Here is a 20,865-nt window from a genome sequence, read left to right on the forward strand (position 1 = left end):
GCCTAATGGGAGCTGCCGGGTCGGAGAGACTCGGTGCCGTAGCCGCCAGCAGGTGAGCACTTATGTCGCCGGAACCACTGTGAGTTCTGTGGTCAGACCGTGCCCCTGCTGGTTGGCCGGAAGGCCATGACCGCTGATGGGGTGGCGTGCCCGCCGAGCTGAGCGTGAGCACTGGATCCATTAGGCCGCGTGCCGTGTCTTCCGCGGGCTGCATGACCGGGAAGTACCTGACCTGGAGGATGAGTTGCTGCTGATCGGCGACGACTGGGCCGAGGACCACCACGATGTCGAAGTCCAGGACACCACCGGCCGCCGCCTCGCGACCGCAAGGTTGCCCGAGGGCGCGGACGGTATCACCAAGCTCCACGAGCTTGTGGCGAAGCATGCGGGTGAGGACCTCGTCCCCTGCGACGTGATCGTCGGGATCGAGACGGACCGCGGCACCTGGGTGCAGGCCCTGCTTGCGGCCGGCTACCGGGTCTACGCGATCAACCCTCGGCAGGTCGCCCGGTTCAAGGAGCGGTACAGCACCTCCGGCGCCAAGAGCGACAGAGGCGACGCCCACGCGCTGGCCGACATGGTCCGCATCGACCGCGACCAGCTGCGGCCCATCGCCGGCGACAGCGACCAGGCCCAGGCCGTCAAGGTCGTCGCCCGCGCCCACCAGACCCTGATCTGGGAACGCACCCGCACCTTCCAACGACTGCGCAACACGCTGCGCGAGTACTTCCCCGCAGCCCTGAACGCCTACGCGAGCCTGGAGCTGACCAGCACCGACGCGCTGGAACTGCTCATCAAGGCGCCCACCCCCCAGGCGGCGGCCAGGCTCACCCGCATCCAGATCACCGCCATCTTGGCCCGCGCCCGACGCCACAACCGGGACCAGAAGGCCGGGGCCATCCAGGCCGCCTTGCGCGAGAAGCACCTGGAACTGCCCGAGCCGGTGGCCGCCGCCTACGGGGCCACCACGACCGCCCATGCTCGTCTCCTGATCGCCCTCAACGAACAGATAGCCGCGATGGAAGAGCAGGTGAAGGCGCATTTTCTCGCGCACCCGGACGCTGAGATCTACCTCTCCATGCCCGGCATCGGAGAGATCACCGGCGCCCGGGTGCTCGCCGAGTTCGGGGACGATCCCACCCGTTACAGCTCCGCCAAGGCCCGCAAGAACTACGCCGGAACCAGCCCCGTTACCCGGGCCTCCGGCAAGAGCCACACCGTCCAGGCCCGCTACGTGCGCAACAACCGGCTCGCCGACGCGCTTCAGCGCCAGGCGTTCTCCGCCCTGCGGGCCTCACCCGGCGCCCGCCGGTACTACGACAAGCAGCGAGCCCGCGAGGCCGGCTACAACTCTGCCCTCCGCCAGGTCGGCAACAGGCTCGTCGGCATCCTCCACGGATGCCTCAAGACCCGCACCCTCTACGACGAAGCAACCGCCTGGTCGCACCACGCACAACCCCATACCGCTTGACACCAAACGACATGGGGTGTCTGACCGGTGGGAGCGTGCCGGACCCACCAGCCGGGCAGCGGCTGTCCGTTGGGCCCGGCCACTGGTTCGGTGAGCCGGACGAGGTATTCCAGGACGGCCTTCGTCTCGGCGCCGTCCGAGCGGCGGTGCAGCAGGAGGGCACCGAGCCCGGTCAGGCCCCGGAACAGGTCGTACTCGGCGAAGTCGGCGTAGTCGCCTTGGTCGATGCGTGTGTGAGCGGCGGTCAGACGGCGGCGGGTGTGCGCGGCGACGACCTTGTCGAGGGTGTGCAGTGCTCCGGCGTACCGGTCGCTGTCGGCTGCGGCCAGGTGCAGTACGTACGCCATCGCGGGGGCGCCGAGGAACAGGCTTGCTTCGTCTCCGTCGATCAGGGGGCGGACGGCGGCGAGCTGTCGGTGTACGGCCTGCCAGGGGACGAGGCCGCGCTGGGCTCGTTCGATGTGGAGCAGGGCGGTGCCGAGGGTGCCGTGGGCGAGGGACTGGCTGGTGGCGAGGTCGGAGCCGGGAACGGGTGGAGCGGTGGTCACCGGGTGGCTCCTTCGACGCGGGCGGTCCAGGACAGGGCGGCGGCGCGAGCGAGACGGCGACAGGTGGCTTCGCCGTCGGGGTCGATGCCGGCGGCGCGGTTGTGGTGCATGTGCAGCAGGGACGGCAGTACGGCGGCCGGGTCGGCGCCGGCCGTTTCGAGGGCTTGGCGGTATGTGGCCAGGACGCGCCGACGCAGGGCCCAGGCCGTGGCGACGGTGTCACCGCCCGGCAGGGAGCGCAGGAAGGCGTGGCCGGGGCCGGTAAGTCGGATGGCCGTGGCGACTACGTCGCGGGAGGCGGCGTCGCCGTCGTTCTTCAGGAGGTTCGTCGTTAGCCAGTTCCGGCCCTCCGTCGGGGAGCCCAGGAAAGCCTCGGCGGTGTCCACGAAACTGGCGGCGGTCACGGCGGGCCGGAGGTCATCGGGGAGAGAGAGGGCTATCTGCGCGAGGGCGGCGGTGGAGTCGGCGGCGAATGCCTGTTCAGCAGCTTGCAGGATGAGGCCGGTGCCGTAGCGGCCGGTCTCCGGTTCGTCGGTGTCCCACTGCACGCGTTGGATCAGGCCCTCGGAGCGCAGCTCGGCTGCCCATGTGGCGACGTACTGTGCGGCGTCGCCGAAGGCGTGCGGGTTCGGCAGGCGGAGCCTCAGGCGCACGTGGTCGTCGGGGTCCGCGTAGCGGGTGAACCACCAGTGCGGTGCCTCGGTTCCCAGGTCGGCCAGCAGCCGCGGGAGATGGGTGGTCAACACCTCCGCCGCGCGGCCGGTGTTGCCGTACAGCTTCAGGTACGCCCACTCGTCGGCACCGGGCAGCCGGCCAGAGTCTGGGCGCACCATGGCCGCGGTCCGGTACACGGGTGCGGCAACAGGCTGTTGGTCGGCGGCGAAGGGCACGGTGATCTCGTGCGCGTGTCCCAGCCACCCGAACGCGCTCTGCGGGGGCGCCTCGTGCAGCACCAGGGCCCCCTTCCGGTCCAGTTCGGTCCGAAGGAGCTGGACGTGTGCGGGGATGTCGAGGTCCAGGCGCAGCCGCTGGTCGTCGTTGCCGACATACACGGTGTTCGGGACGCCGTAGCGGATGCGCCAGTCAGTGAAGCGGAAGGCCCAGTCACCGCCGTCGCCGAGGTCGCGGGCGCCGAGTCGCCAGCAGGCGGCGGAGAGGATGGTGCGGCCGACGCGCACTTCGGGCAGGAAGGGCAGCCGTGCCGCCACGCCCCAGGCGAAGGGGAGGAGGATCGCGGCGTGCGAGCGGTGCAGTTCGCACACGAAGCGGACCAGCGGGTGCGTGGCGTTGGTGAGTTCCACGGCGTTCATGACGGACGGCTCGATCGGCCGCCCCGTGGACAGCGACACCAGGTACAGGCGTCGTGAGTCGGCGACGACGCCCAGGTCGCCCAGGTCGAGGGTGGTCCCTGGACTGTGCTCGCCGACGGACAACACGTCGGGCACCACGGCCGGAGCGCGTGCCACGTTGTACGTGGCCAGCCGCAGCGGCGGGCTGGAGACCTGGCAGCGGATGGCGCCGGCGGTGAGCGTCGGGAGGCCGGCGTATGCGGCGGTCATGCGCTCCTGGTCGGGGGGTTCCAGCATGGTCAGGAAGCGGCCGGTGGTGGTGCCCGCTGCCAGGGACAGCCCGGCCGTGGTCAGGGTGAACCGGCCGCGCTCCAGGTCGTTCCGGGAGGGAGACAGCACGGTGAAGCACAGTTCGACGTGCGCGGGAACCTGGTCCGGCTCGCCGAGGGACAGCGCCTGGACGTCCTCCTCGCTGAGGACGATTTCGCGCTGGTCGTTGAGGGCCGCGTACTGGGCGAGGGTAAGAAGGTGTTCGTCGCGGCGGCTCGTGGCCAGCACCGGACGCTTCAGGACCGTACCGCGGTAGCCGACGGGGAACCCGAGGCCGGTGTCCGGGTCGGTGAGGTCACGCAAGGGGACGACGGCGCCCATGCTGTAGCGCTCCAGGAAGCGCGCCCGGTAGTCCTTCCAGGCCGGGGAGCCGTTCGGGTACGGCGTGATCCGGGCCATGACCTCCAGGGCGCGCTCGGCCTCACGGGTCACGATCTCCGGGAGGGCGATGTCGCAGTCGGGCCGGAGGTTGACCACCAGGCCGCGGTCCCTGACGCCGGTGAGGTCGCTCATCCTCGCCATGGCCTGTGCGCGGAGGGACCGTTGGTTCTCCGGAGGCCCGCTGTCGTGAAGGGCGAGGAGCGTGCGGATCTGCCGCAGCTTCTCGACCGTGGCGGAGGCTGTGTCGGCGGTTTCGAGCTGGTCGATCAGGTGGCCGAGTGGGTCGTCGCAGGTCATGGGGGCGTGCAGGCTGCTCAGGAGTACGCGATGGGTGACGAGGCTGCGCAGCATGTCGTCGACCACCGTGCGCGGGGTGTCGGGGTAGTCGCCGGAGAGCTTGGCCGTGAGGTCGCCGACCGTGATGGGCGTGCGGGCGAGGGCCAGCGCGGCTTCGACGGCTGGCGTGCGTCGCAGCGTCGTGTCGGTGGGGCCGACGGGGCCCGGCTGATGCCGCACCGTCACCCGGGTGCCTCGCACGACGCAGGTGGGGTTGGTGACGACGTGCAGGTTCGGCATCACGTCCGGGTCGTTTTCGAGGGTGGTGATGACGCTGTGCAGCCACTCTGCGTCGGCGTGTACGAAGGCACGGTGGGCTGTGCCCCAGCGCACTCGCGCCGTGCGGCTGATCCGCAGGGGAGCCGGACCGGCGAACAGCCCGAACGGCGTGGCACGGTGCCGCATCCGCAGGAGGTAGCGGGCCAGGGAGACCGCAGCGCGCCTGACGGTTCGCGGAGAACGGCGTTGTCCCCCGAGCATCCGGCGGACGGACTCGGCAAGGACGGGTGTGGCGACCTCGATCGCGGAGGCCACGCTCTCGTCCGCCCAGACCTGAGCGATCCACTCCTGCAAGGAGCGCACGTCGGCGGCGGTGTCGCCGTACAGGTCCGGCCAGGCAGGCAGCGGCGCCGTGAGCGAGAACGCGGACACCCTGATCACGCCTGCGTCGACGATTGCGTGGTACATGGCGGTGCCTCCTTCATCGACATGAGGGTGCTGTGGCCGGGGCCGGGCCGGTACGGAACACGGCCCGGCCCCGGCGAGGCGGTCAGCCGCCGATGCAGGTGCTGTTGGAGCAGGCGGACTGGCAGGTGGAGCCGCAGTTGTCGCTGGTGTCGTTCAGCAGCGAGCCGAGGACCGGGAGGGAGGCCACGGTCTCGATACGGAGGTCGAAGTCCGAGTCTGTGTCGGCTCCGAAGTCCGTGGCGGCCTTCAGGGGCGTGCCGGTGTTGTGCGGTGCCATCGCGTTCTCCTCATCTGGGATGTGGGTGAAGGATCTGGGGATGTGGGTGCAGGTGCGGGACGGCCTGGTCGGGGCGCCGACAGCGTCACGGCCAGGAGATCGTGATCCGCGTGTGCGGCCGGTCGACGATGCGGCCTGCGGGAAGCCGGTCGTCCGGGGTGCCGGCCGGGTCGACCTCGATGTGCGCACGGTGTCCACGGTGCTCGGCGTCCCACGCCCGGATCTCCTCGGCGAGGTGTTCGGCGACGGCCTTGCCTTGCGGACCGTGGCCGACCGCGCCCAGCTCGAACCGGTCGGGGGCGTCGGTACGGCGGACCGTCCGGTAGGCGAAGCTGTCGCCGTCCACGAGCGTGGGCACGCCGAGCGGCGAGGCGGAGGCGACCAGACCGCGTTGCCGGGCGGACGGCTTGGCCGCCATCAGGGGGAGGTTGTCCAGGGCGGTCGTCAGCCACAGGTCCAGGTGCTCGTTGGACTCGTCGCCCGCGAGCGTCACGCCGGACCATGCCTCGGCCCGCGAGGTGTGAAGGGCGGCGCGCAGGGCCTTGGTGTCCGGTTCGGGGTGACCGTCCAGGCGCAGGGCGATCTCCTCGCCCTCGGTGTCATGGAGGACGGCCAGGCGCACGCGGTTCTCGCCGGCGCCCTGCATCGGGACGAAGCCGCACAGCTCCAGTCCGTCACTGACCAGGCGCTCGCCGTCGCGGACGAAGGCGACGGTGCGGGTCATGCCGCGCATCCGCAGCGGGACGACGAGCCGCCCGCCTTCCATGAGTTGGTGAATCCACGCGGGCGGGATGTCCGCGGCCTGGACGGTGACGATGATCCGGTCGTAGGGAGCGTGGTCCGGAGCGCCGTTCTCGCCGTCGGCGGTGACCACGGAGACGTTTCTGTGGCCGGTCGCGTTCAGGAAGGTCTTGGCGCGCTGGGTGACATCGGAGTCGATGTCCAGTGTGACGACGTGGCCGTGATCCCCGACCAGTTCGGAGAGGTAGGCCGCGTTCACGCCACCGGAACCGATCTCCAGGACGCGCATCCCGGGCCGGATGTCGGCCTGCTCGATCTGCATGGCCTGGATGCGCGCGGCGGACACCGAGCTGATGTCCACGCCGGTCGCGTCGGTCTTCGTCACGGCGGCGTACTCGGCGTCGTACGCCCTGGCCATGTCCGCTTCGGGGGTGGCCAGATGGCGGGGGACCGAGCGGAAGGCGGCCACCACGCGGGGGCTGCGGGCCGCGCCCAACTCGATCAGCCGCTCCACCATGGCGTCGCGCAACTGCTGCTCGTACGTGGAGGTGTTGGCGGCGCTGTTCTCGGTCGTCATGCCGGGGACGTTATCCACGGGTGTTCTCCTTCTCGGCGGTGCGCGCCGAGGGGGTTGAGGACGGGTGTTGCAGGGGTGTGAAGGTGAAGCACGGGTGCAGGGCTGGGTGTTCGGTGTCTGGTGGCCGAGGTCGGCCGGTCACCGTCCCTCCCCGGACAGGACGAGACTGCACCAGGCGAAAGAGCCGTCCTCGCCGAAGCCCCATGTGCCGCCCATCTCGGTGACGAGGGCCTCCACCAGAAGCAGACCGCGCCCGTTCTCGGACTCGGGGCGGACGCACCGGGGCTCGGGGACGGTCGACGGCGTCCTGTCGTGGACTTCAAGGCGGAGTTCATCCCGCGCCGTCATCCAGCACCGCAGACGGATCGACCCGTGGCGGCCGTGCTGCACCGCGTTGGTGCACAGCTCCGACACCACGATCAGTAAGGCGTCGACCTGGTCCGCCGACATCCGGCAGTGGCACCGGATCCATGCCTTCGTCACCCGCCGGGCGACTGCGACACTCGACGGTTCGGAGCGGACAGCCATGCCGAACGCCGGCGGAACGGCAGCGGCAGGCGGAGCCTCCACGAGCAGGCACGACGGCGCCGCTGACAAGCTGGTCGATCCGGCATCTCTGGAGGGCATGGAGGAACTCCCTGGTCCACGACTGTGCACGCCCGGGCACTCTCAGCGAGGGCTGGTACGAGCGTGGCAACCGCGCGCGGACGGCTCCACCCCCAAGGCGTCCTCGGGTTTCGAGGCGAAACCGGCGTCAACGGAGACGTGGACGGGACTGCGGAAGCCATCCGCCCGGTGCTGGACCTTCCGGCCACCCACCGGAACAACGGCATCGTCGTCTCCGCGCTCCGTGTCCGCCACGCGCTGATGAGCACCCCGGCGCACACCGCCGTCGTCGCCCGCGACCTCCGTGCGGAGATCGAAGCCTTCCCGGCGAGCCGCCCCGCCCTGCCCCGCGGGTAAGGTCCCTGGCATGTATCCGGTCACGCGTTCCGGCCCACGCATCGGCCTCCGCGAACTCACCATGGAGGACGTCGACGCGGTGCTCGCCGTCTACGGCAGCCCCGAGGCCACCGAGCACCTGTCGTTCGAGCCGCGCACCCGTGACCAGGTCGCCCAGATCGTGGCCCGGTCCATCGCGTCGGCCACCGAAGAACCCCGCACCGAGTACGCCCTCGCCGCCATCGAGCGGGACACCGGGCGACTGGTCGGGTTCGGGCGGATCGCCATGGACCCGCACCAGCAGCGCGCGGCCACCTTCGGCTTCGCGCTGCGCCCCGACGCCTGGGGCGTCGGCTACGGGCTCGAGACCGTGCGTCTCCTGCTCGGCCTCGGCTTCGACGACCTGGGCCTGCACCGCGTCTGGGGAGCGCGTTCCCCGCTCAACGAGGCATCGGCGAAGACCATGACGGCCGCGGGCATGGTCGAAGAGGGCACCATCCGTGAACACATCCTGAAGGCCGGCAAGTGGCGCGACTCGGTCGTGCACGCGATGCTCGACCGCGAATGGCGGCCGACCACGCCGGAGTAACGGCACGGCCCACCACACGTTCGGAGAGGACGAGGACGGCGGCAAACGCTTGCGGCGCGTGGTGTGGTCGGGCTGTTGGACGGCGGTCGGGGCAGGGGTGGGCTTGGTGGTGACGGTCGTCGCTCGGCGGGTGCGGGCGGTGACTGCGCGGGTACGGCAGGCCGAGGAGGCCCAGCAGGCGGTGGAAGGGCTGGTAGGACATCTCGCGGAGCCCGGCAGCGACATTCGGGTGGCCTGCCACTCGTAGCTGGTTGATCGCGAAGCTACGGAGGGTGGCCATGTTGTCGGGGCCGTGGCCGGTGCGGATCTTGGAGGCGTCCTCGGTGAATGTGGTGTCACGGACGAAGTGCAGCCGGTCCTCGATCACCCACTGCGAGCGGGCCAGTTGCCCGAGCCGCTGGGGAGATGCCTGGCGGGCGTTGAGGTCGGTGAGTGCGTAGACGGTCTGCCGTGTCACCTTTCCCGAGCGCAGGTCGGTGCGGTGGCGCAGGATCTTCGCAGCCTGCACCGCCCGAGGTCGGTGACGGTCAGCGCCCTGGTTGTCCGTGTCTCCTTGCGGCCGTGCCCCGTTTCGCGGTCGTAGCGCCGCGCGGTGGCCTGCGTCCAGGGCAGCGACCTCAACTGCCGGAACATTCCGGGCTGGTTGGCCTTGATCAGCAGCAGGTAGTGGGCCTCTTGTCCTCCACGAGAAACCGGCGTGCTCGCGCTGGGTGTGCAGGGCGTCGGCAGTCACGGTCACGCCGGCCAGGTCGTACGGCTCCAGCAGGGCGGCGAACGGCCCGCACGTGTGCCGTGCCTGCGACGGGGTGATCACTGACGGCGCGGTGTTCCTCTGGCACGAACAGGGCATGTCCGGCTCTGGCTGGGACGTCTATGCCCACCCCGAGCACGTGGACGACGTCGACATGATCGACGACCCGTCTGCGGATCGCGACCCGCAGACGGGCCGCAGGATCCTGACTCCCAAGACCACAGCGCCCGGCCGGTCTTGCCCCTGGCCGGGCGCTGTCGCGTAATCATGGCTGCGCTGCGGATTTCGTGGGCCCCGTGACGTGCCGGCCTGCAGCCGGTGCACCGCCCTTCCCGCGGAGCGCCGTCTCAGCGGTGGTGCGGCGAGGTCAGGTAGTGCTGCCTGAGGAGTTCCCTGCCGTAGTCGTTGCCGTTGGGGGTGCGGATGATGGAGTGGACGTGGAGCTGGGTCGCGCCGCTGCCCTGGGTGGCGCCGTACGCGCCCGCCAGCGGGCCCGGTCCCTGGCAGTCCACCTCGACCCATACGACCGGGCTGTGCACGCGGACGTAGAAGGCGTCGTCGTCGCCGGTGCCGCCCGCCCAGGTGACATAGGTGTCGGCGAGGTGCTTCCTGACCTCCGCCATCCGCACCTTCGCGGCGTCGGCCTTCGCCCGGCCCACGAAGGCCTCGACGATGCCGAGCAGCCTCTTCTTCTGGGCGCCGGTCAGCGCGTTGCCGCGGAGGCCGGTGTACTCCTGGACGGCGTTGTCGGAGAAGGCGCCCGCCTTCATCGACTCGTTCGACTTGGTCGATGACTCGATCGCGACCTTCTGCTGCGCCTCGGTGAGGGAGTTGATGAAGGCGAGGGAGGCGACGACCTCCTCCTGGCAGACCGCGACCTCCTCGCCGTCGATCTCCATCTTCGTCGGCTCCGAACCCCAGAAGCAGGGGCTCATCACGACCTGGTCGCCGAGCACGAAGTAGTTGACGACCAGGTGGTGGCCGTCGAACTGGAAGCCCCACGGCTCGGTGGCCGACGGCGTGCCCATCACCGTCCAGTAGTAGGCGTCCTCGTTGAAGGCGTCGGTGTTGCCGATCGCCTCGCCCGCCGCCTGGTTGATCCTGCGGATCTTCTCCGTGGTCTCAAGGCCGTCGGCGCTCAGCGCGGACTTCAGCAGGGCCGTGCCCAGGGCCTTCTGGTCGTCCGTCAGGTCGGCGAGGGAGACGCCCTGACGTTCGTAGGAGTCGATGTTGCTCCACAGCCGCCACTCGGTGGAGTGGACGGTGAACTGCGTCGAGGTCTTCTGGTCGTCGGTGAGACCGGCCAGGAAGGCGTTCGCGGCGGCGATCACGGGGGCGGTGGCGACGCCGGTGGAGTGGATCGTGAACAGGTCGTCGATCCGCTTGCCGTCGGTGGTCAGGCCGAAGAAGTCCTCGGTGATCGTCATGTTGCCGGGGCCGCCGGTGCCGCCGCCGGGCGCTCCGCTGGGGGCGCCGCTCGGGGCGGCGGACGCCGAGGCGTCGGCCGTGGCCGTGGTGTCGTCGTCGGCGAGCGCGGCCCAGGCACCGGCGCCGCCCATGGTCGCGACCGCGGTGGCGCCGGACGCGAAGAAGACCTTCCGCATGAAGTTGCGGCGGTTCGCGTGGGCGTGCCGGCCCGTCGTCGGCTGCGGCTCCTGCGACGCGGTGTCGAGCTCGGTCATCGTCGCCGGCTCCCTTCGTCCTCGGGGACGGCCCCGGTGGCCGCCCGCATGCCGACAACCCTGGGGGAGCCACCTGAGGCGTACCTGAAATGGCGGCGGCAGGAGGGTGGAAACGGCGCCCTGGGCGTCGTACAAAAGGCCTCTGAGCTGCGTTTCTGTGGAGTCGCTTAGCGTTGTGCGGGCGCGGCGGCCGGCGTGGGCAGCGCGACCGTGAATTCCGTACGGCCCGGCTCGCTGCGTACGTCGATCCGGCCGCCGTGCGCCTCGGTGATCGCCGCGACGATGGCCAGGCCGAGGCCCGCACCGCCGTCCGTGTCCTTGCCGCGGGAGCGGGAGGCGTCGGCGCGGGTGAAGCGTTCGAAGACCGTCGGGAGGAGGGCGGGCGGGATGCCGGGGCCGTCGTCGCGCACGCGGATGACGCGGTGGGTGTCGGTGGTCTCCAGCACGACGGTGACCGTCGTGCCGACGGGTGTGTGCACCCGCGCGTTGGCCAACAGGTTGGCCAGCACCTGCTGGATCCGGGCCGGATCGACGACGACCGTGGCGTCGGACGGCTCCACCCGCAGCGCCAGCCGCCAGTCATGGCCCCCGCCCGCCGCCCGTGCGTCCCACACGGCCTCCGCGACCAGCGGCGCCAGGTTCACCTCCACCGCCTGCAGCGGCCGTCCCTCGTCGAGCCGGGCGAGCAGCAGCAGATCCTCCACCAGCCCCGTCATCCGCGCCGACTGCGCGGACACCCGCCGCCAGGCGAGCGCGGGCTCGATCTCCCGCGCGCTCCCGCCGTCCATGGTCATCAGCTCGGCATAGCCCGCGATCGACGCGAGCGGCGTACGGAGTTCATGGCTGGCGTCCGCCAGGAAGCGCCGCATGCGTTCCTCGCTGCGCCGGCGCTGCGCGAGCGAGGACTCCACGTGCTCGATCAGCCGGTTGAGTGCCGCACCGACCTGGCCCGGCTCGGTGCCGGGGTCGGTGTCGGCGGCGGGGACCCGGGTCAGCGCGGACACCTCGCCGCGGTCCAGCGGCGCCCGGGAGACCTCGGCCGCGGTGGCGGCGACCCGGCCCAGCGGCCGCAGCCGGCGTCGTATGACCACCGCCGAGACACCGCCCGCGACCACCAGGCTGACGACGGCGATGACCGCCTCGACCGCCACGAGACGGTTGATCATCCGGTCCACCTGGTGCGTGGGGAGCCCGGCGAGCACCGGGGTCCCGGCGCCGCCGATCGCGGTCACGCGGTAGGTGCCGAGGCCGGGGATGGTGCGGGTGTGCAGGGAGCCGTCCGCGGTGATGCCGTCGAGGGCGGCGATCTGCGCGGCGGTGAGGGCCTGCGGCCGGCCGCTCTCGGTCACCACCTGCGCGGCGACGATCTCCCCGTCGGTGAAGCGGGCGGCGACCGTGCCGGCGGCCTGTCCGCGTTCGTTGAGGAAGCCCAGGTCGGTGGCGTCGCCCGTGCGGCGCTGCAGGCCGCCCTGGCCGCGCTCGGCGGCGTAGCTGACGCGCTGGTCCAAGTCGCCCAGCAGATAGGCGCGTTGGACGAAGACCGTGGCAAGCGCCATCACCGTGCAGACCACGGCCAGGGTGACGGAGATGAACAGCACCAGCCGGGTCCGCAGGGTGCGGCTGCGTCTCATGGTCCGCAGGGTGGGCCTGCGTCTCATGGCCTCTCGTCCGCCGCCCTGATCGAGTAGCCCGCCCCGCGCACCGTGTGGATCATCGGTGCCCGGCCTTTGTCGAGCTTGGAGCGCAGACTGTAGATGTAGACCTCGACCAGGTTGCCCTCGCCGTCGAACGAGCTGTTCCAGACGTGATCGAGGATCTGCGCCTTGCTGAGCACCTGGCGCGGATGCGTCAGCAGGAAGCGCAGCAGGTCGAACTCCTTGGCGGTGAGCGGGACCGGCGTCCCGTCGCGCTGCACCTCACGGGACTTCTCCACCAGCACCAGATCGCCGAGCACATGGACGGGACCGGTGTCGCACTCCTCCTCGGCGCCGGAGCGGCGCAGCAGTCCGCGCAGCCGCAGCATGACCTCCTCCAGCGAGAAGGGCTTGGTCACATAGTCGTCGGCGCCCGCCGACAGCCCGTCGAGCCGGTGCTCAAGTGCGTCCCGGGCGGTGAGCATCAGCACCGGCAGCCTGCCGTTCTCGCTCCGCAGCCTGCGCAGCACCCGAAGGCCGTCCATGTCGGGCAGCATCCAGTCGAGCACCACGGCGTGCGGCGCGCAGCCCCGCGCGATCCGCAGCGCGCTCTCCCCGTCCCGGGCGAGGAAGGGCCGCCAGCCCGCCTTGGCGACCGCGACGGACAGCAGTTCGGTGAGCTCGGGCTCGTCATCGACGATCAGGACACGCGGAGTGCCGTCGTGGAGCGCGGGAGGGACAGCCGACATGGCCCGACCTTCCCGCATGCTCCTGTGCGGCGGCTGTGTGAGACCTGGGGCCGGGCCATGGCTCGCAAGCCGCCAGGTCGTCCGCCGTGGACAGGCCGATGCCCGGCGAGCGACGTACTTCCCGTGGAGGAGTCGGGGATGGCACCGCAGTACCACTCCCGCGGTCGTATTCACCACCGCGGGCCCAAGGAGTGACGCCGAGGCGTTCATAGCGTGGTCACAACGTTCCCCATACCCGTCTCCGGGAGTTTCTCCGTGGCCACCTTCCTCTACCGGCTGGGCCGGTTCTCGTTCCGGCGACGAAGGCTAGTCCTCATGCTGTGGATAGCCGTGATCGCGGCTGTCGGCATCGGCGCCAGCAGTGTGTCGAGCAGCACGTCGGACTCCTTCACCATCCCCGGTACCCAGTCGCAGGAAGCGATTGACCTGCTGGGGAAGGAATTCCCGCAGGCGTCGGCGGACGGCGCCACGGCGCGCGTGGTGTTCGAGGCGCCGAACGGGCAGAGCCTGACGTCCGGCGCCAACAAGACCGAGATCGAGTCGCTGGTCGACGACCTCGGGAAGTCCGCGCAGGTGTCGAGCGTCGACGACCCGTACACCAGCAACGCGGTGAGCGAGGACGGCACGGTCGCCTATGCGGAGGTGACGTACAAGGTCGCCGAGGAAGACATCAGCGACCAGGCCCGTGAGGACCTCGACGAGATCGCCGCCAAGGGCGAGCGCGCCGGTCTCGCGGTCAGCATGGGCGGCACGGCCGTCGAGCCCGAGATGGGCTCCAGCGCGACCGAGCTGATCGGTATCGCGGTCGCCGCCGTCGTCCTGGTCATCACCTTCGGCTCGATGGTCGCGGCCGGGCTGCCGCTGCTGACCGGGCTGTTCGGCGTCGCCGCCGCAGTCATGGGGATCACCATCGCGAGCTCGTTCATCGACCTGAGCTCCAACACCACCACGCTGGCGCTGATGCTGGGACTTGCGGTCGCCATCGACTACGCCCTGTTCATCGTCTCCCGGTACCGAGGGGAGCTACGCAATGGGCACGAGCCGGAAGAAGCCGTCGGGCGGGCGCTCGGTACGGCCGGTTCGGCGGTGGTGTTCGCCGGGCTGACCGTGGTCATCGCGCTGACCGGGCTGAGCGTCGTCGGCATCAAGGTCCTGACCGACATCGGTCTCGGCGCCGCCTTCGCGGTCGTCATCGCCGTGGTCATCGCGCTGACCCTGCTGCCCGCGGTTCTCGGCTTCGCCGGCCTCCGCATCACGAAGGGGAAGCTCAAGTCGAGCCGGATGCGGGCGATCGAGAGCGGCGAGCGCGACGCGATGGGTGTGCGCTGGGCGAAGTTCGTGCTGCGCAACCCGCTCAAGATCGGCGGCGCCGCGATCGCCGGTCTGCTGCTGCTCGCCATCCCGGCCCTGTCGCTCCAGCTGGGCATGCCCGGCGACGAGTCGGCCGCCCCCGACAGCACCCAGCGCATCGCCTACGACACCGTCACCAAGGGCTTCGGCGCCGGCTACAACGGCCCCCTGACGGTCGTCGTCGACGCCCGCGACAGCGACGACCCCAAGGCCGCCGCCGATGAGGCGGTCAGCTACCTCGACGGCCTGCCCGACGTCGCCTCGGTGAGCCCCGCGGTCTTCAACGAGTCCGACAATGTCGCACTGATCAGCGCCGTCCCCGGCCACTCCCCCGCCAGTGAGGAGACGGTCGACCTCGTCTCCGAGATCCGCGACCAGAGCGCGGCCCTCCAGAACGACTCCGGCGCCGAGCTGCTGGTCACCGGCACCACCGCCATCAACATCGACATCTCCGACAAGCTCGGCGACGCCCTGATCCCGTACCTGAGCGTGGTCATCGGCCTGGCGTTCATCCTGCTGATGCTGGTGTTCCGCTCGATCCTCGTCCCGATCAAGGCTGCCCTGGGCTTCCTGCTCAGCGTCCTCGCGACCCTGGGTGTCGTCGTCGCGGTCTTCCAGTGGGGCTGGCTCGCGGACGTCTTCGGTGTCGAGGAGACCAGTCCGATCGTGAGCATCCTGCCGACCTTCATGGTCGGCGTGGTGTTCGGGCTCGCGATGGACTACCAGGTCTTCCTGGTGACCCGGATGCGGGAGGAGTACGTCCACGGAGCCGAGCCCAAGGAAGCGGTCGTGGCCGGCTTCCGGCACGGCGCCCGGGTGGTCACGGCCGCCGCGATCATCATGATCTCCGTGTTCGCCGGGTTCATCTTCAGCCACGAGGCGGTGATCAAGTCGATGGGCCTGGGTCTCGCCTCCGCCATCTTCTTCGACGCCTTCGTGGTCCGGATGACCATCGTCCCGGCCGTGATGGCCCTGCTGGGCCGCAGCGCCTGGTGGCTGCCCGGGTGGCTGAACCGCGTCCTGCCCAACGTGGACGTGGAGGGCGAGAAGCTGCGGCACATGCTCGACGAGGCCCCGCAGGGCGATCGGTCCCCCGAGCCCGTGCCGCTCGGCAAGCGCTGAGAGCGGTAGCCCGTGTCCCTCGGCAAGCGCTGAGCGGGTGGCCCGCGCCCTTCAGCAGGGGCTGAGACGCCCTTCAGCAGGGACGAGACGCCCTTCAGCAGGGACTGAGAGCAGTCGGCCGTACGATCCGGAGCAGGCGTACGGCCGACCCCAGCCGTGACCACCCGCCCCCGCCCGCCGGTCCCCTCCCCCCGGGGACCGGCGGGCGGCCCCCGTACCGAGAGGGTGTACGACGTGACAGCACCGACCGCCACCGGGCTGCCGGTGGCCTCCGTCCCGCCCGAGACCCTGCTGAGCGAGACCAGCCGGCGCGAGGACGTCGCGGTCATGGAGTGGCTCACCAGGCTCACCGCGGCGGACCAGCACCATCCGTCGTTCCGCCGCTGGGCCGTGCCGCTGGTCTGCGCGCTTCTCGGCGTCCCGGCACTGAAGGACGCGGCGGAGGGCAGGGGGCCCGGCATACCGACCGTGGCGGCGCTGCTGGTCGCCTTCAGTGTCCCGCTGCTGTGGCGGCAGCAGCGGCCGATCCTGGTCTTCGCCATCACCTCGACCGTCTCCGCGATGAGTCTCGGTCTGGAGGCCGACACGGCGTCCGATGTCGCCCGGGTGGTGGCGCTGCTCAACGTGGGCCGCCAGGTCAGACCCTTCCCGCTGGCGGTCTGCACAGCGATCGCCGTCATGCAGACCTCGGTGTCGGTCGCCGTCACCGGCGGCGACGACGGGCCGATCCCCACCTACCTGCGGACTCCGCTGGTGGCGATCATCCAGTCGGCCCTCGTGGCGGCGGTCGCCGCGGCGGGCCTGGTCGGCCGGGTGGTGAACGCGTACGTCAAGGCCCTGCACGAACGCGCCGTCCGCATGGAGGTGGAGCGGGACCAGCGCGTCCGCCTCGCCGCCGCCGCCGAACGCGCCCGCGTGGCCCGCGAGATGCACGACATCCTCGGCCACACCCTCGCCGTCATCGTCGGACTCGCCAACGGGGCCGCCGGACTGACCGAGGCCAAACCCAGACGCGGTGCCGAGACCCTGCGCATCATCGCCGACAGCGGTCGCGGCGCCCTGGCCGAACTGCGCCGCCTCCTCGCCGTCATCGGCGACGACGAGAAGGCCACCGCCGAGGGCACACTCCTCGCCCCCCAGCCGGGCCTGAGCGACCTCACCCCCCTGCTGGAACGCGTCCGCGCCGCCGGCCCCGCCGTGGCCCTGCACTCCGAGGGCCACCGCACCGATCTGCCGCCCAGCCTCCAGCTCGCCGTCTACCGCGTCGTCCAGGAGGCCCTCACCAACACCCTCAAGCACGCGGCGGCCGACACGACCGTCCAGGTCGTGATCACCGCCGACGACACCGCCGTGGACGTCACCGTCGAGGACACCGGGCCATCGCTGCACGTGCGCATGAGTGACGAGGGCCGAGGCCTGGTCGGCATGCGCGAACGCGCCGCGCTGTACGGCGGTAGCGTCACTGCCGGGCCCAACCACCGCGGCGGCTGGACGGTCCACGCCCGCTTCGAGATCGCGACCACCCCGGCATCCACCTCCACGGAGAAGCTTGCCCTATGACCACCGTCATCATCGTCGACGACCAGGCCCTCCAGCGGCTCGGCTTCAGCATGCTCCTGGAGCAGCATGCCGATCTGAGTGTGGTCGGCGAGGCGGCCCACGGTGCCGAGGGGGTCCGGATGGCCGCCGAACTCCGCCCCGACGTCGTGCTGATGGACATCCGGATGCCCGGGATGGACGGCATCGAGGCCACCCGCCGTATCGTCCAGTCCGGCGGCCGTTCCCGGGTCCTCGTCCTGACCACGTTCGACCTGGACGAGTACGCGTACTCGGCGCTGCGCGCCGGCGCCAGCGGCTTCCTCCTGAAGGACGCCCTGCCCGAAGAGCTGATCGCGGGCATCCGGGCGGTGGCGGCCGGAGACGCCGTCATCGCGCCCGGCCTGACCCGCAAGCTCATCGACGCCTTCACCGACCGGATGCCGGGCCAGACCCCCGAACAGGAACGCCGGCTCACCGCCCTCACCGAACGCGAACGGGAGGTCCTCACCGCGATGGCCACCGGCTGGAGCAACAACGAGATCGCCGAACGCTTCTCGCTCGCCGAGTCCACGGTCAAGTCCCATGTGAGCCGGGTGCTGGCGAAGATCGGGGCGCGGGACCGGGTGCAGGCGGTGATCTTCGCCTACGACACGGGGCTGGTGCGGCCCGCGTGAGCATGGCCGCACCGGAGGGTGGCGGCGTCGCGTTCCGCCCCTGACCCGGCGGCTGCGGCAACCGGGGGGACCGGAGCGGGACGGCCTGACCGTGCGGACGTACCGCTCGGGGCGCCGCCCCGCGTCGGGTACGGGACCAGCGACCCCGGCCGCAGTCCGGCCCCGCCCTTCGCGTAGCCCCGGCGCGCATACGACGCCGAGCCGTAGCCGGCCGCCCCCACGTCAGGCGCAGAGTTCCCCGTCGATCAGTTCGTTCTGCGCGTGCTCGGTGGACAGGTCGGCCGCTCCGTCTCCGGTGGTCGCCAGGACGACGACCCGGCGGCCGTCGGCGCTGACGCCGTTGCGGGTGGTGTAGCCGGGCAGGTCGCCGCCGTGGCTGTAATACGACCCGCCGCAGGAGAGCGGGATCTCCATCAGGCCGAGGCCGTAGCTCGCGCCGGGCCACACGTCGTCCAGGTCCGGGGTCCGTACGGTCGTCTTCATCTCGGTCAGCTCGGCCGGGCGGAGCAGACGGCCGCCCAGGAGCGCCTGGTAGAAGCGGGTCAGATCGGCCGTCGTACTGATCATGGCGCCTGCCGCGCCGCCCAGGGAGGGGTTGATCTCGGTGACGTCGATGGTCGCGCCGGAACCCTCGAAGTCGGAGTAGCCGTGCAGATGGCGGCCGGGGATGTGGGTCTGGGTGGTCGGGGCGGAGGTGTCGCGCAGGCGCAGCGGCTCGATGACGCGGCGGGTGACCTCCTGCTGCCAGCTGTGCCCGGTGGCCTTCTCGATGATCATTCCGGCCACGATGTAACCCGTGTTCGAGTACGACCACTTGGTGCCGGGCGCGAAGTCCGGCTGGTGCTTCATCGCGATCGCGACCAGCTCCTCGTCGGTCCAGGTCCGGTACCGGTCGGCCTGGAAGCCGTCCACACTGGCGAGCACGGGGAAGTCCGCCGTGTAGTCGAACAGTCCGCTGGTGTGCTGGAGCAGCTGCCGTACGGTGATCCTGCTGCCGTCGTTGCCGTTGCCGGAGACCAGGCCCGGCAGCCAGTCCTCGACGGTGTCGTCCAGCGACAGCCGCCCCTCGTCCGCCAGTTGCAGCACCACCGTGGCGACGAACGTCTTGCTGGCGCTGGCGATCCGGAACCGGTCGCCGGGGCGCACGGCCTCGCCGGTGGCGGTGTCGGCGACGCCCGCGGTCGCTGTCGTGGAGCGGTGTCCGCGCGGTCCGGTCGAGCGGGCCAGGGCGCCGACGGTCCCGGTCTCCATCACCGCGTTCACCCGGTCCCGCAGCGAGTCGTGGGGAGAGCCGGGCGTGGCGGACGCGGTGGGGACCGTCAGGGCGGACGTGGCGATCGCGGCGACCAGGGCCGCGGCGGTGCGCTTCATGGCGGGTGCTCCTTGCGGGTCGGTGTCCGCACCGCTCTCCGCGATGCGGACACCAACCTAGAAACGCGGGGGCCTGAGGACGATCCCGCCAACTGGCGTCTGTGCGGTGGCGGTAGGTGCCGTGGCGGGGTGCGGCCTGCGGTACCTCACCCCTTCGCCGTACGCCCTCCGGGCGCCTTCACACGAACGGGCGGCGTACGCCGGCGGGTGCCGGTGTACGCCGCCCTGGGATCGGGACGAGATGCGGGGTGGCCCGCGTTGGCATGGCGGTTACTTCGGGTCGTGGTTGAACTTCGCGGTGGACCAGCGGTAGCCGAGTGCGGTGAGGGCGAGGCACCAGGCGATCGCGAGCCACCCGTTGTGGCCGATCTCGCTGCCGAGCAGCAGGCCTCGCAGGGTCTCGATGGCGGGGGTGAAGGGCTGGTACTCGGCGATCGGCTGGAACCAGCCCGGCATCGCGTCGAGGGGGACGAAGGCGCTGGACAGCAGCGGCAGCAGGATCAGCGGCAGGGCGTTGTTGCTGGCCGCCTCGGCGTTCGGGCTGACCAGGCCCATCCCGACCGCGATCCAGGTGAGCGCCAGGGCGAAGAGCACGAGCAGCCCGAATGCCGCGAGCCATTCCAGGGCGGTGGCGCCGGTGGAGCGGAAGCCGATGGCGATGCCGACGGCGCCGACCAGGACGACGCTGATGAGTGCCTGGAGCACGCGGTCATCAGGTTCCTCCGGGGATACTCCGCCGTTCACGGCGAGAGGAAACGGACTCCTGCGGAGCAGAGCAGGGAGCGGGGTTTCGCCGCCAGGGCGAAAGACGTGCTCTGACCAGCAGATTTGATCTTTACGTACAATCTCGTTAGTTTGTGAGCTTGACCACGACGTATGTGAAGCGGGCGTTCAAGTACCGCTTCTATCCCACGGACGAGCAGGCAGCGGAGCTGTCGCGCACGTTCGGCTGCGTCCGCAAGGTCTACAACATGGCGCTCGCCGCCCGTACCGAAGCGTGGGCGCGGCAGGAGCGGGTGAACTACAACGCCACGTCGGCGATGCTGACGGCGTGGAAGAAGACCGAGGAACTGGCGTTCCTGAATGAGGTCTCCTCGGTTCCGCTCCAGCAGTGCTTGCGGCACCTGCAAGTCGCGTTCACCAACTTCTTCGGCAAGCGGGCCAAGTACCCGCGCTTCAAGTCGAAGAAGAAGTCCCGCAAGTCTGCCGAGTACACCACCAGCGGTTTCCGCTTCCGCGACGGCGCTCTGACGCTGGCCAAGATGCGTGAGCCGCTGGATATCGTGTGGTCGCGTCCGCTCCCCGAGGGTGCGAAGCCGTCCACGGTGACCGTGTCCCAGGACGCTTCGGGTCGCTGGTTCGTGTCCCTGCTGTGCGAGGACCCCGGCGTCAAGCCGCTCCCCGCAACCAGCAACGCGGTCGGTGTGGATGTCGGCCTGGACCATCTGCTGACCCTCTCGACCGGGGAGAAGATCGCCAACCCCCGGCACGAGCGCCGCGACCGTGCCCGCCTCGCCCTGGCGCAGCGCCGCATGGCGAAGAAGGCCAAGGGGTCGGCGAACCGGGCCAAGGCCCGGCGTAGGGTCGCCAAGGTCTACGCCCGGATCGCCGACCGGCGCCGTGACGGCCTGCACAAGCTGACTACTCGTCTCGTTCGTGAGAACCAAACGATCGTGATCGAGGACCTGACCGTGCGCAACATGGTCAGGAACCGGAGCCTGGCCCGCGCGATCAGCGATGCCGCGTGGGCCGAGTTCCGGAGCCTTCTGGAGTACAAGGCCGCCTGGTACGGGCGGGAAGTGATCGCGGTGGACCGCTTCTTCCC

18 protein-coding genes and 1 pseudogene are annotated in these 20,865 nt (G+C 70.7%); 9 read left to right on the forward strand and 10 right to left on the reverse strand.

All coding sequences use genetic code 11. The features are described 5' to 3' along the window. Nucleotides 1-244 precede the first annotated feature (244 nt). Nucleotides 245-1,471 carry an IS110 family RNA-guided transposase gene (locus GFH49_RS31190; RefSeq protein WP_155053965.1) on the forward strand — a complete coding sequence of 409 codons (1,227 nt, stop codon included), beginning with the start codon at nucleotides 245-247 and terminating at the stop codon, nucleotides 1,469-1,471. Here the strand turns inward: GFH49_RS31190 and GFH49_RS31195 are convergent. The 5 genes from GFH49_RS31195 to GFH49_RS31215 form a co-directional block, all read right to left on the reverse strand. Further along, complete coding sequence (locus GFH49_RS31195) at nucleotides 1,420-2,019, reverse strand: lanthionine synthetase LanC family protein (RefSeq protein ID WP_155059420.1); 600 nt, start codon at nucleotides 2,017-2,019, stop codon at nucleotides 1,420-1,422. The genes GFH49_RS31190 and GFH49_RS31195 overlap by 52 nt on opposite strands. Further along, nucleotides 2,016-5,042 carry a lantibiotic dehydratase gene (locus GFH49_RS31200; RefSeq protein WP_155059421.1) on the reverse strand — a complete coding sequence of 1,009 codons (3,027 nt, stop codon included), beginning with the start codon at nucleotides 5,040-5,042 and terminating at the stop codon, nucleotides 2,016-2,018. The genes GFH49_RS31195 and GFH49_RS31200 overlap by 4 nt, the downstream gene beginning before the upstream one ends. An 82-nt stretch (nucleotides 5,043-5,124) precedes the next feature. Then, a complete protein-coding gene (locus tag GFH49_RS31205; RefSeq protein WP_155059422.1) occupies nucleotides 5,125-5,319 on the reverse strand; it encodes an FxLD family lanthipeptide in 195 nt (64 codons plus the stop codon). Between the two features lie 85 nt (nucleotides 5,320-5,404). Then, a complete protein-coding gene (gene fxlM / locus GFH49_RS31210) occupies nucleotides 5,405-6,637 on the reverse strand; it encodes a methyltransferase, FxLD system (protein ID WP_230396599.1) in 1,233 nt (410 codons plus the stop codon). A 138-nt stretch (nucleotides 6,638-6,775) separates the two neighbouring features. Further along, nucleotides 6,776-7,264, reverse strand: a complete 489-nt coding sequence (locus GFH49_RS31215) for an ATP-binding protein (protein WP_155059424.1) — start codon at nucleotides 7,262-7,264, stop codon at nucleotides 6,776-6,778. Nucleotides 7,265-7,402: 138 nt separating this feature from the next. Between GFH49_RS31215 and GFH49_RS31220 the strand changes: the two genes are divergently transcribed. From GFH49_RS31220 to GFH49_RS31235, 4 genes are all read left to right on the forward strand, one after another. Further along, nucleotides 7,403-7,600 (forward strand): hypothetical protein, encoded by a 198-nt coding sequence (locus GFH49_RS31220; protein WP_230396600.1) that lies wholly within the window; start codon nucleotides 7,403-7,405, stop codon nucleotides 7,598-7,600. A 10-nt stretch (nucleotides 7,601-7,610) separates the two neighbouring features. Further along, nucleotides 7,611-8,168: a GNAT family N-acetyltransferase gene (locus tag GFH49_RS31225; RefSeq protein ID WP_155059425.1), complete on the forward strand. Its 558-nt coding sequence runs from the start codon at nucleotides 7,611-7,613 to the stop codon at nucleotides 8,166-8,168. 109 nt (nucleotides 8,169-8,277) lie between these two features. Then, a complete protein-coding gene (locus GFH49_RS39545; RefSeq protein ID WP_196218181.1) occupies nucleotides 8,278-8,415 on the forward strand; it encodes a hypothetical protein in 138 nt (45 codons plus the stop codon). A gap of 559 nt (nucleotides 8,416-8,974) precedes the next feature. After that, a complete protein-coding gene (locus GFH49_RS31235; RefSeq protein ID WP_196218180.1) occupies nucleotides 8,975-9,184 on the forward strand; it encodes a hypothetical protein in 210 nt (69 codons plus the stop codon). Between the two features lie 82 nt (nucleotides 9,185-9,266). On the opposite strand, the gene GFH49_RS31240 is transcribed toward GFH49_RS31235, so the two are convergent. The 3 genes from GFH49_RS31240 to GFH49_RS31250 all read right to left on the reverse strand — a co-directional run bounded on the left by GFH49_RS31240 (nucleotide 9,267) and on the right by GFH49_RS31250 (nucleotide 12,984). Continuing rightward, entirely contained in the window at nucleotides 9,267-10,601 is a 1,335-nt protein-coding gene (locus GFH49_RS31240; RefSeq protein WP_155059428.1) for a DUF3500 domain-containing protein, read from the reverse strand. Between the two features lie 167 nt (nucleotides 10,602-10,768). Beyond that, nucleotides 10,769-12,232 (reverse strand): sensor histidine kinase, encoded by a 1,464-nt coding sequence (locus GFH49_RS31245; RefSeq protein ID WP_230396601.1) that lies wholly within the window; start codon nucleotides 12,230-12,232, stop codon nucleotides 10,769-10,771. A 23-nt stretch (nucleotides 12,233-12,255) separates the two neighbouring features. After that, nucleotides 12,256-12,984, reverse strand: a complete 729-nt coding sequence (locus GFH49_RS31250; protein ID WP_155059430.1) for a response regulator transcription factor — start codon at nucleotides 12,982-12,984, stop codon at nucleotides 12,256-12,258. A 255-nt stretch (nucleotides 12,985-13,239) separates the two neighbouring features. Between GFH49_RS31250 and GFH49_RS31255 the strand changes: the two genes are divergently transcribed. From GFH49_RS31255 to GFH49_RS31265, 3 genes are all read left to right on the forward strand, one after another. Continuing rightward, nucleotides 13,240-15,456, forward strand: coding sequence for an MMPL family transporter (locus tag GFH49_RS31255; RefSeq protein WP_155059431.1), 2,217 nt, complete (start codon nucleotides 13,240-13,242; stop codon nucleotides 15,454-15,456). 234 nt (nucleotides 15,457-15,690) lie between these two features. Further along, complete coding sequence (locus GFH49_RS31260; RefSeq protein WP_155059432.1) at nucleotides 15,691-17,016, forward strand: sensor histidine kinase; 1,326 nt, start codon at nucleotides 15,691-15,693, stop codon at nucleotides 17,014-17,016. Further along, on the forward strand, nucleotides 17,013-17,669 hold the full coding sequence (locus GFH49_RS31265) for a response regulator (protein ID WP_155059433.1): 657 nt from the start codon (nucleotides 17,013-17,015) through the stop codon (nucleotides 17,667-17,669). The genes GFH49_RS31260 and GFH49_RS31265 overlap by 4 nt, the downstream gene beginning before the upstream one ends. A 222-nt stretch (nucleotides 17,670-17,891) precedes the next feature. On the opposite strand, the gene GFH49_RS31270 is transcribed toward GFH49_RS31265, so the two are convergent. Both GFH49_RS31270 and GFH49_RS31275 read right to left on the reverse strand, forming a co-directional pair. Further along, nucleotides 17,892-19,040, reverse strand: coding sequence for a serine hydrolase domain-containing protein (locus GFH49_RS31270; RefSeq protein WP_155059434.1), 1,149 nt, complete (start codon nucleotides 19,038-19,040; stop codon nucleotides 17,892-17,894). 270 nt (nucleotides 19,041-19,310) lie between these two features. Then, nucleotides 19,311-19,745 (reverse strand): annotated as a pseudogene (locus tag GFH49_RS31275) (ABC transporter permease); the annotation flags it as partial. A gap of 158 nt (nucleotides 19,746-19,903) precedes the next feature. Between GFH49_RS31275 and GFH49_RS31280 the strand changes: the two are divergent. After that, nucleotides 19,904-20,865, forward strand: a 962-nt coding sequence (locus GFH49_RS31280) for an RNA-guided endonuclease InsQ/TnpB family protein (RefSeq protein WP_155059435.1), incomplete at its 3' end; no start/stop codon positions are given.

Origin of the sequence: Streptomyces blattellae (assembly GCF_009709555.1) — a bacterium.
In the GTDB taxonomy this organism is placed as follows: Bacteria; Actinomycetota; Actinomycetes; order Streptomycetales; family Streptomycetaceae; genus Streptomyces; species Streptomyces blattellae.

Bases quoted from the DNA above. Each gene is read 5' to 3' on its own strand.
- GFH49_RS31200 (WP_155059421.1), bottom strand. From the start codon at position 5,042: ATGTACCACGCAATCGTCGACGCAGGCGTGATCAGGGTGTCCGCGTTC.
- GFH49_RS31205 (WP_155059422.1), bottom strand. From the start codon at position 5,319: ATGGCACCGCACAACACCGGCACGCCCCTGAAGGCCGCCACGGACTTC.
- fxlM (WP_230396599.1), bottom strand. From the start codon at position 6,637: ATGACGACCGAGAACAGCGCCGCCAACACCTCCACGTACGAGCAGCAG.
- GFH49_RS31215 (WP_155059424.1), bottom strand. From the start codon at position 7,264: ATGCCCTCCAGAGATGCCGGATCGACCAGCTTGTCAGCGGCGCCGTCG.
- GFH49_RS31225 (WP_155059425.1), top strand. From the start codon at position 7,611: ATGTATCCGGTCACGCGTTCCGGCCCACGCATCGGCCTCCGCGAACTC.
- GFH49_RS31240 (WP_155059428.1), bottom strand. From the start codon at position 10,601: ATGACCGAGCTCGACACCGCGTCGCAGGAGCCGCAGCCGACGACGGGC.
- GFH49_RS31245 (WP_230396601.1), bottom strand. From the start codon at position 12,232: ATGAGACGCAGCCGCACCCTGCGGACCCGGCTGGTGCTGTTCATCTCC.
- GFH49_RS31250 (WP_155059430.1), bottom strand. From the start codon at position 12,984: ATGTCGGCTGTCCCTCCCGCGCTCCACGACGGCACTCCGCGTGTCCTG.
- GFH49_RS31265 (WP_155059433.1), top strand. From the start codon at position 17,013: ATGACCACCGTCATCATCGTCGACGACCAGGCCCTCCAGCGGCTCGGC.
- GFH49_RS31270 (WP_155059434.1), bottom strand. From the start codon at position 19,040: ATGAAGCGCACCGCCGCGGCCCTGGTCGCCGCGATCGCCACGTCCGCC.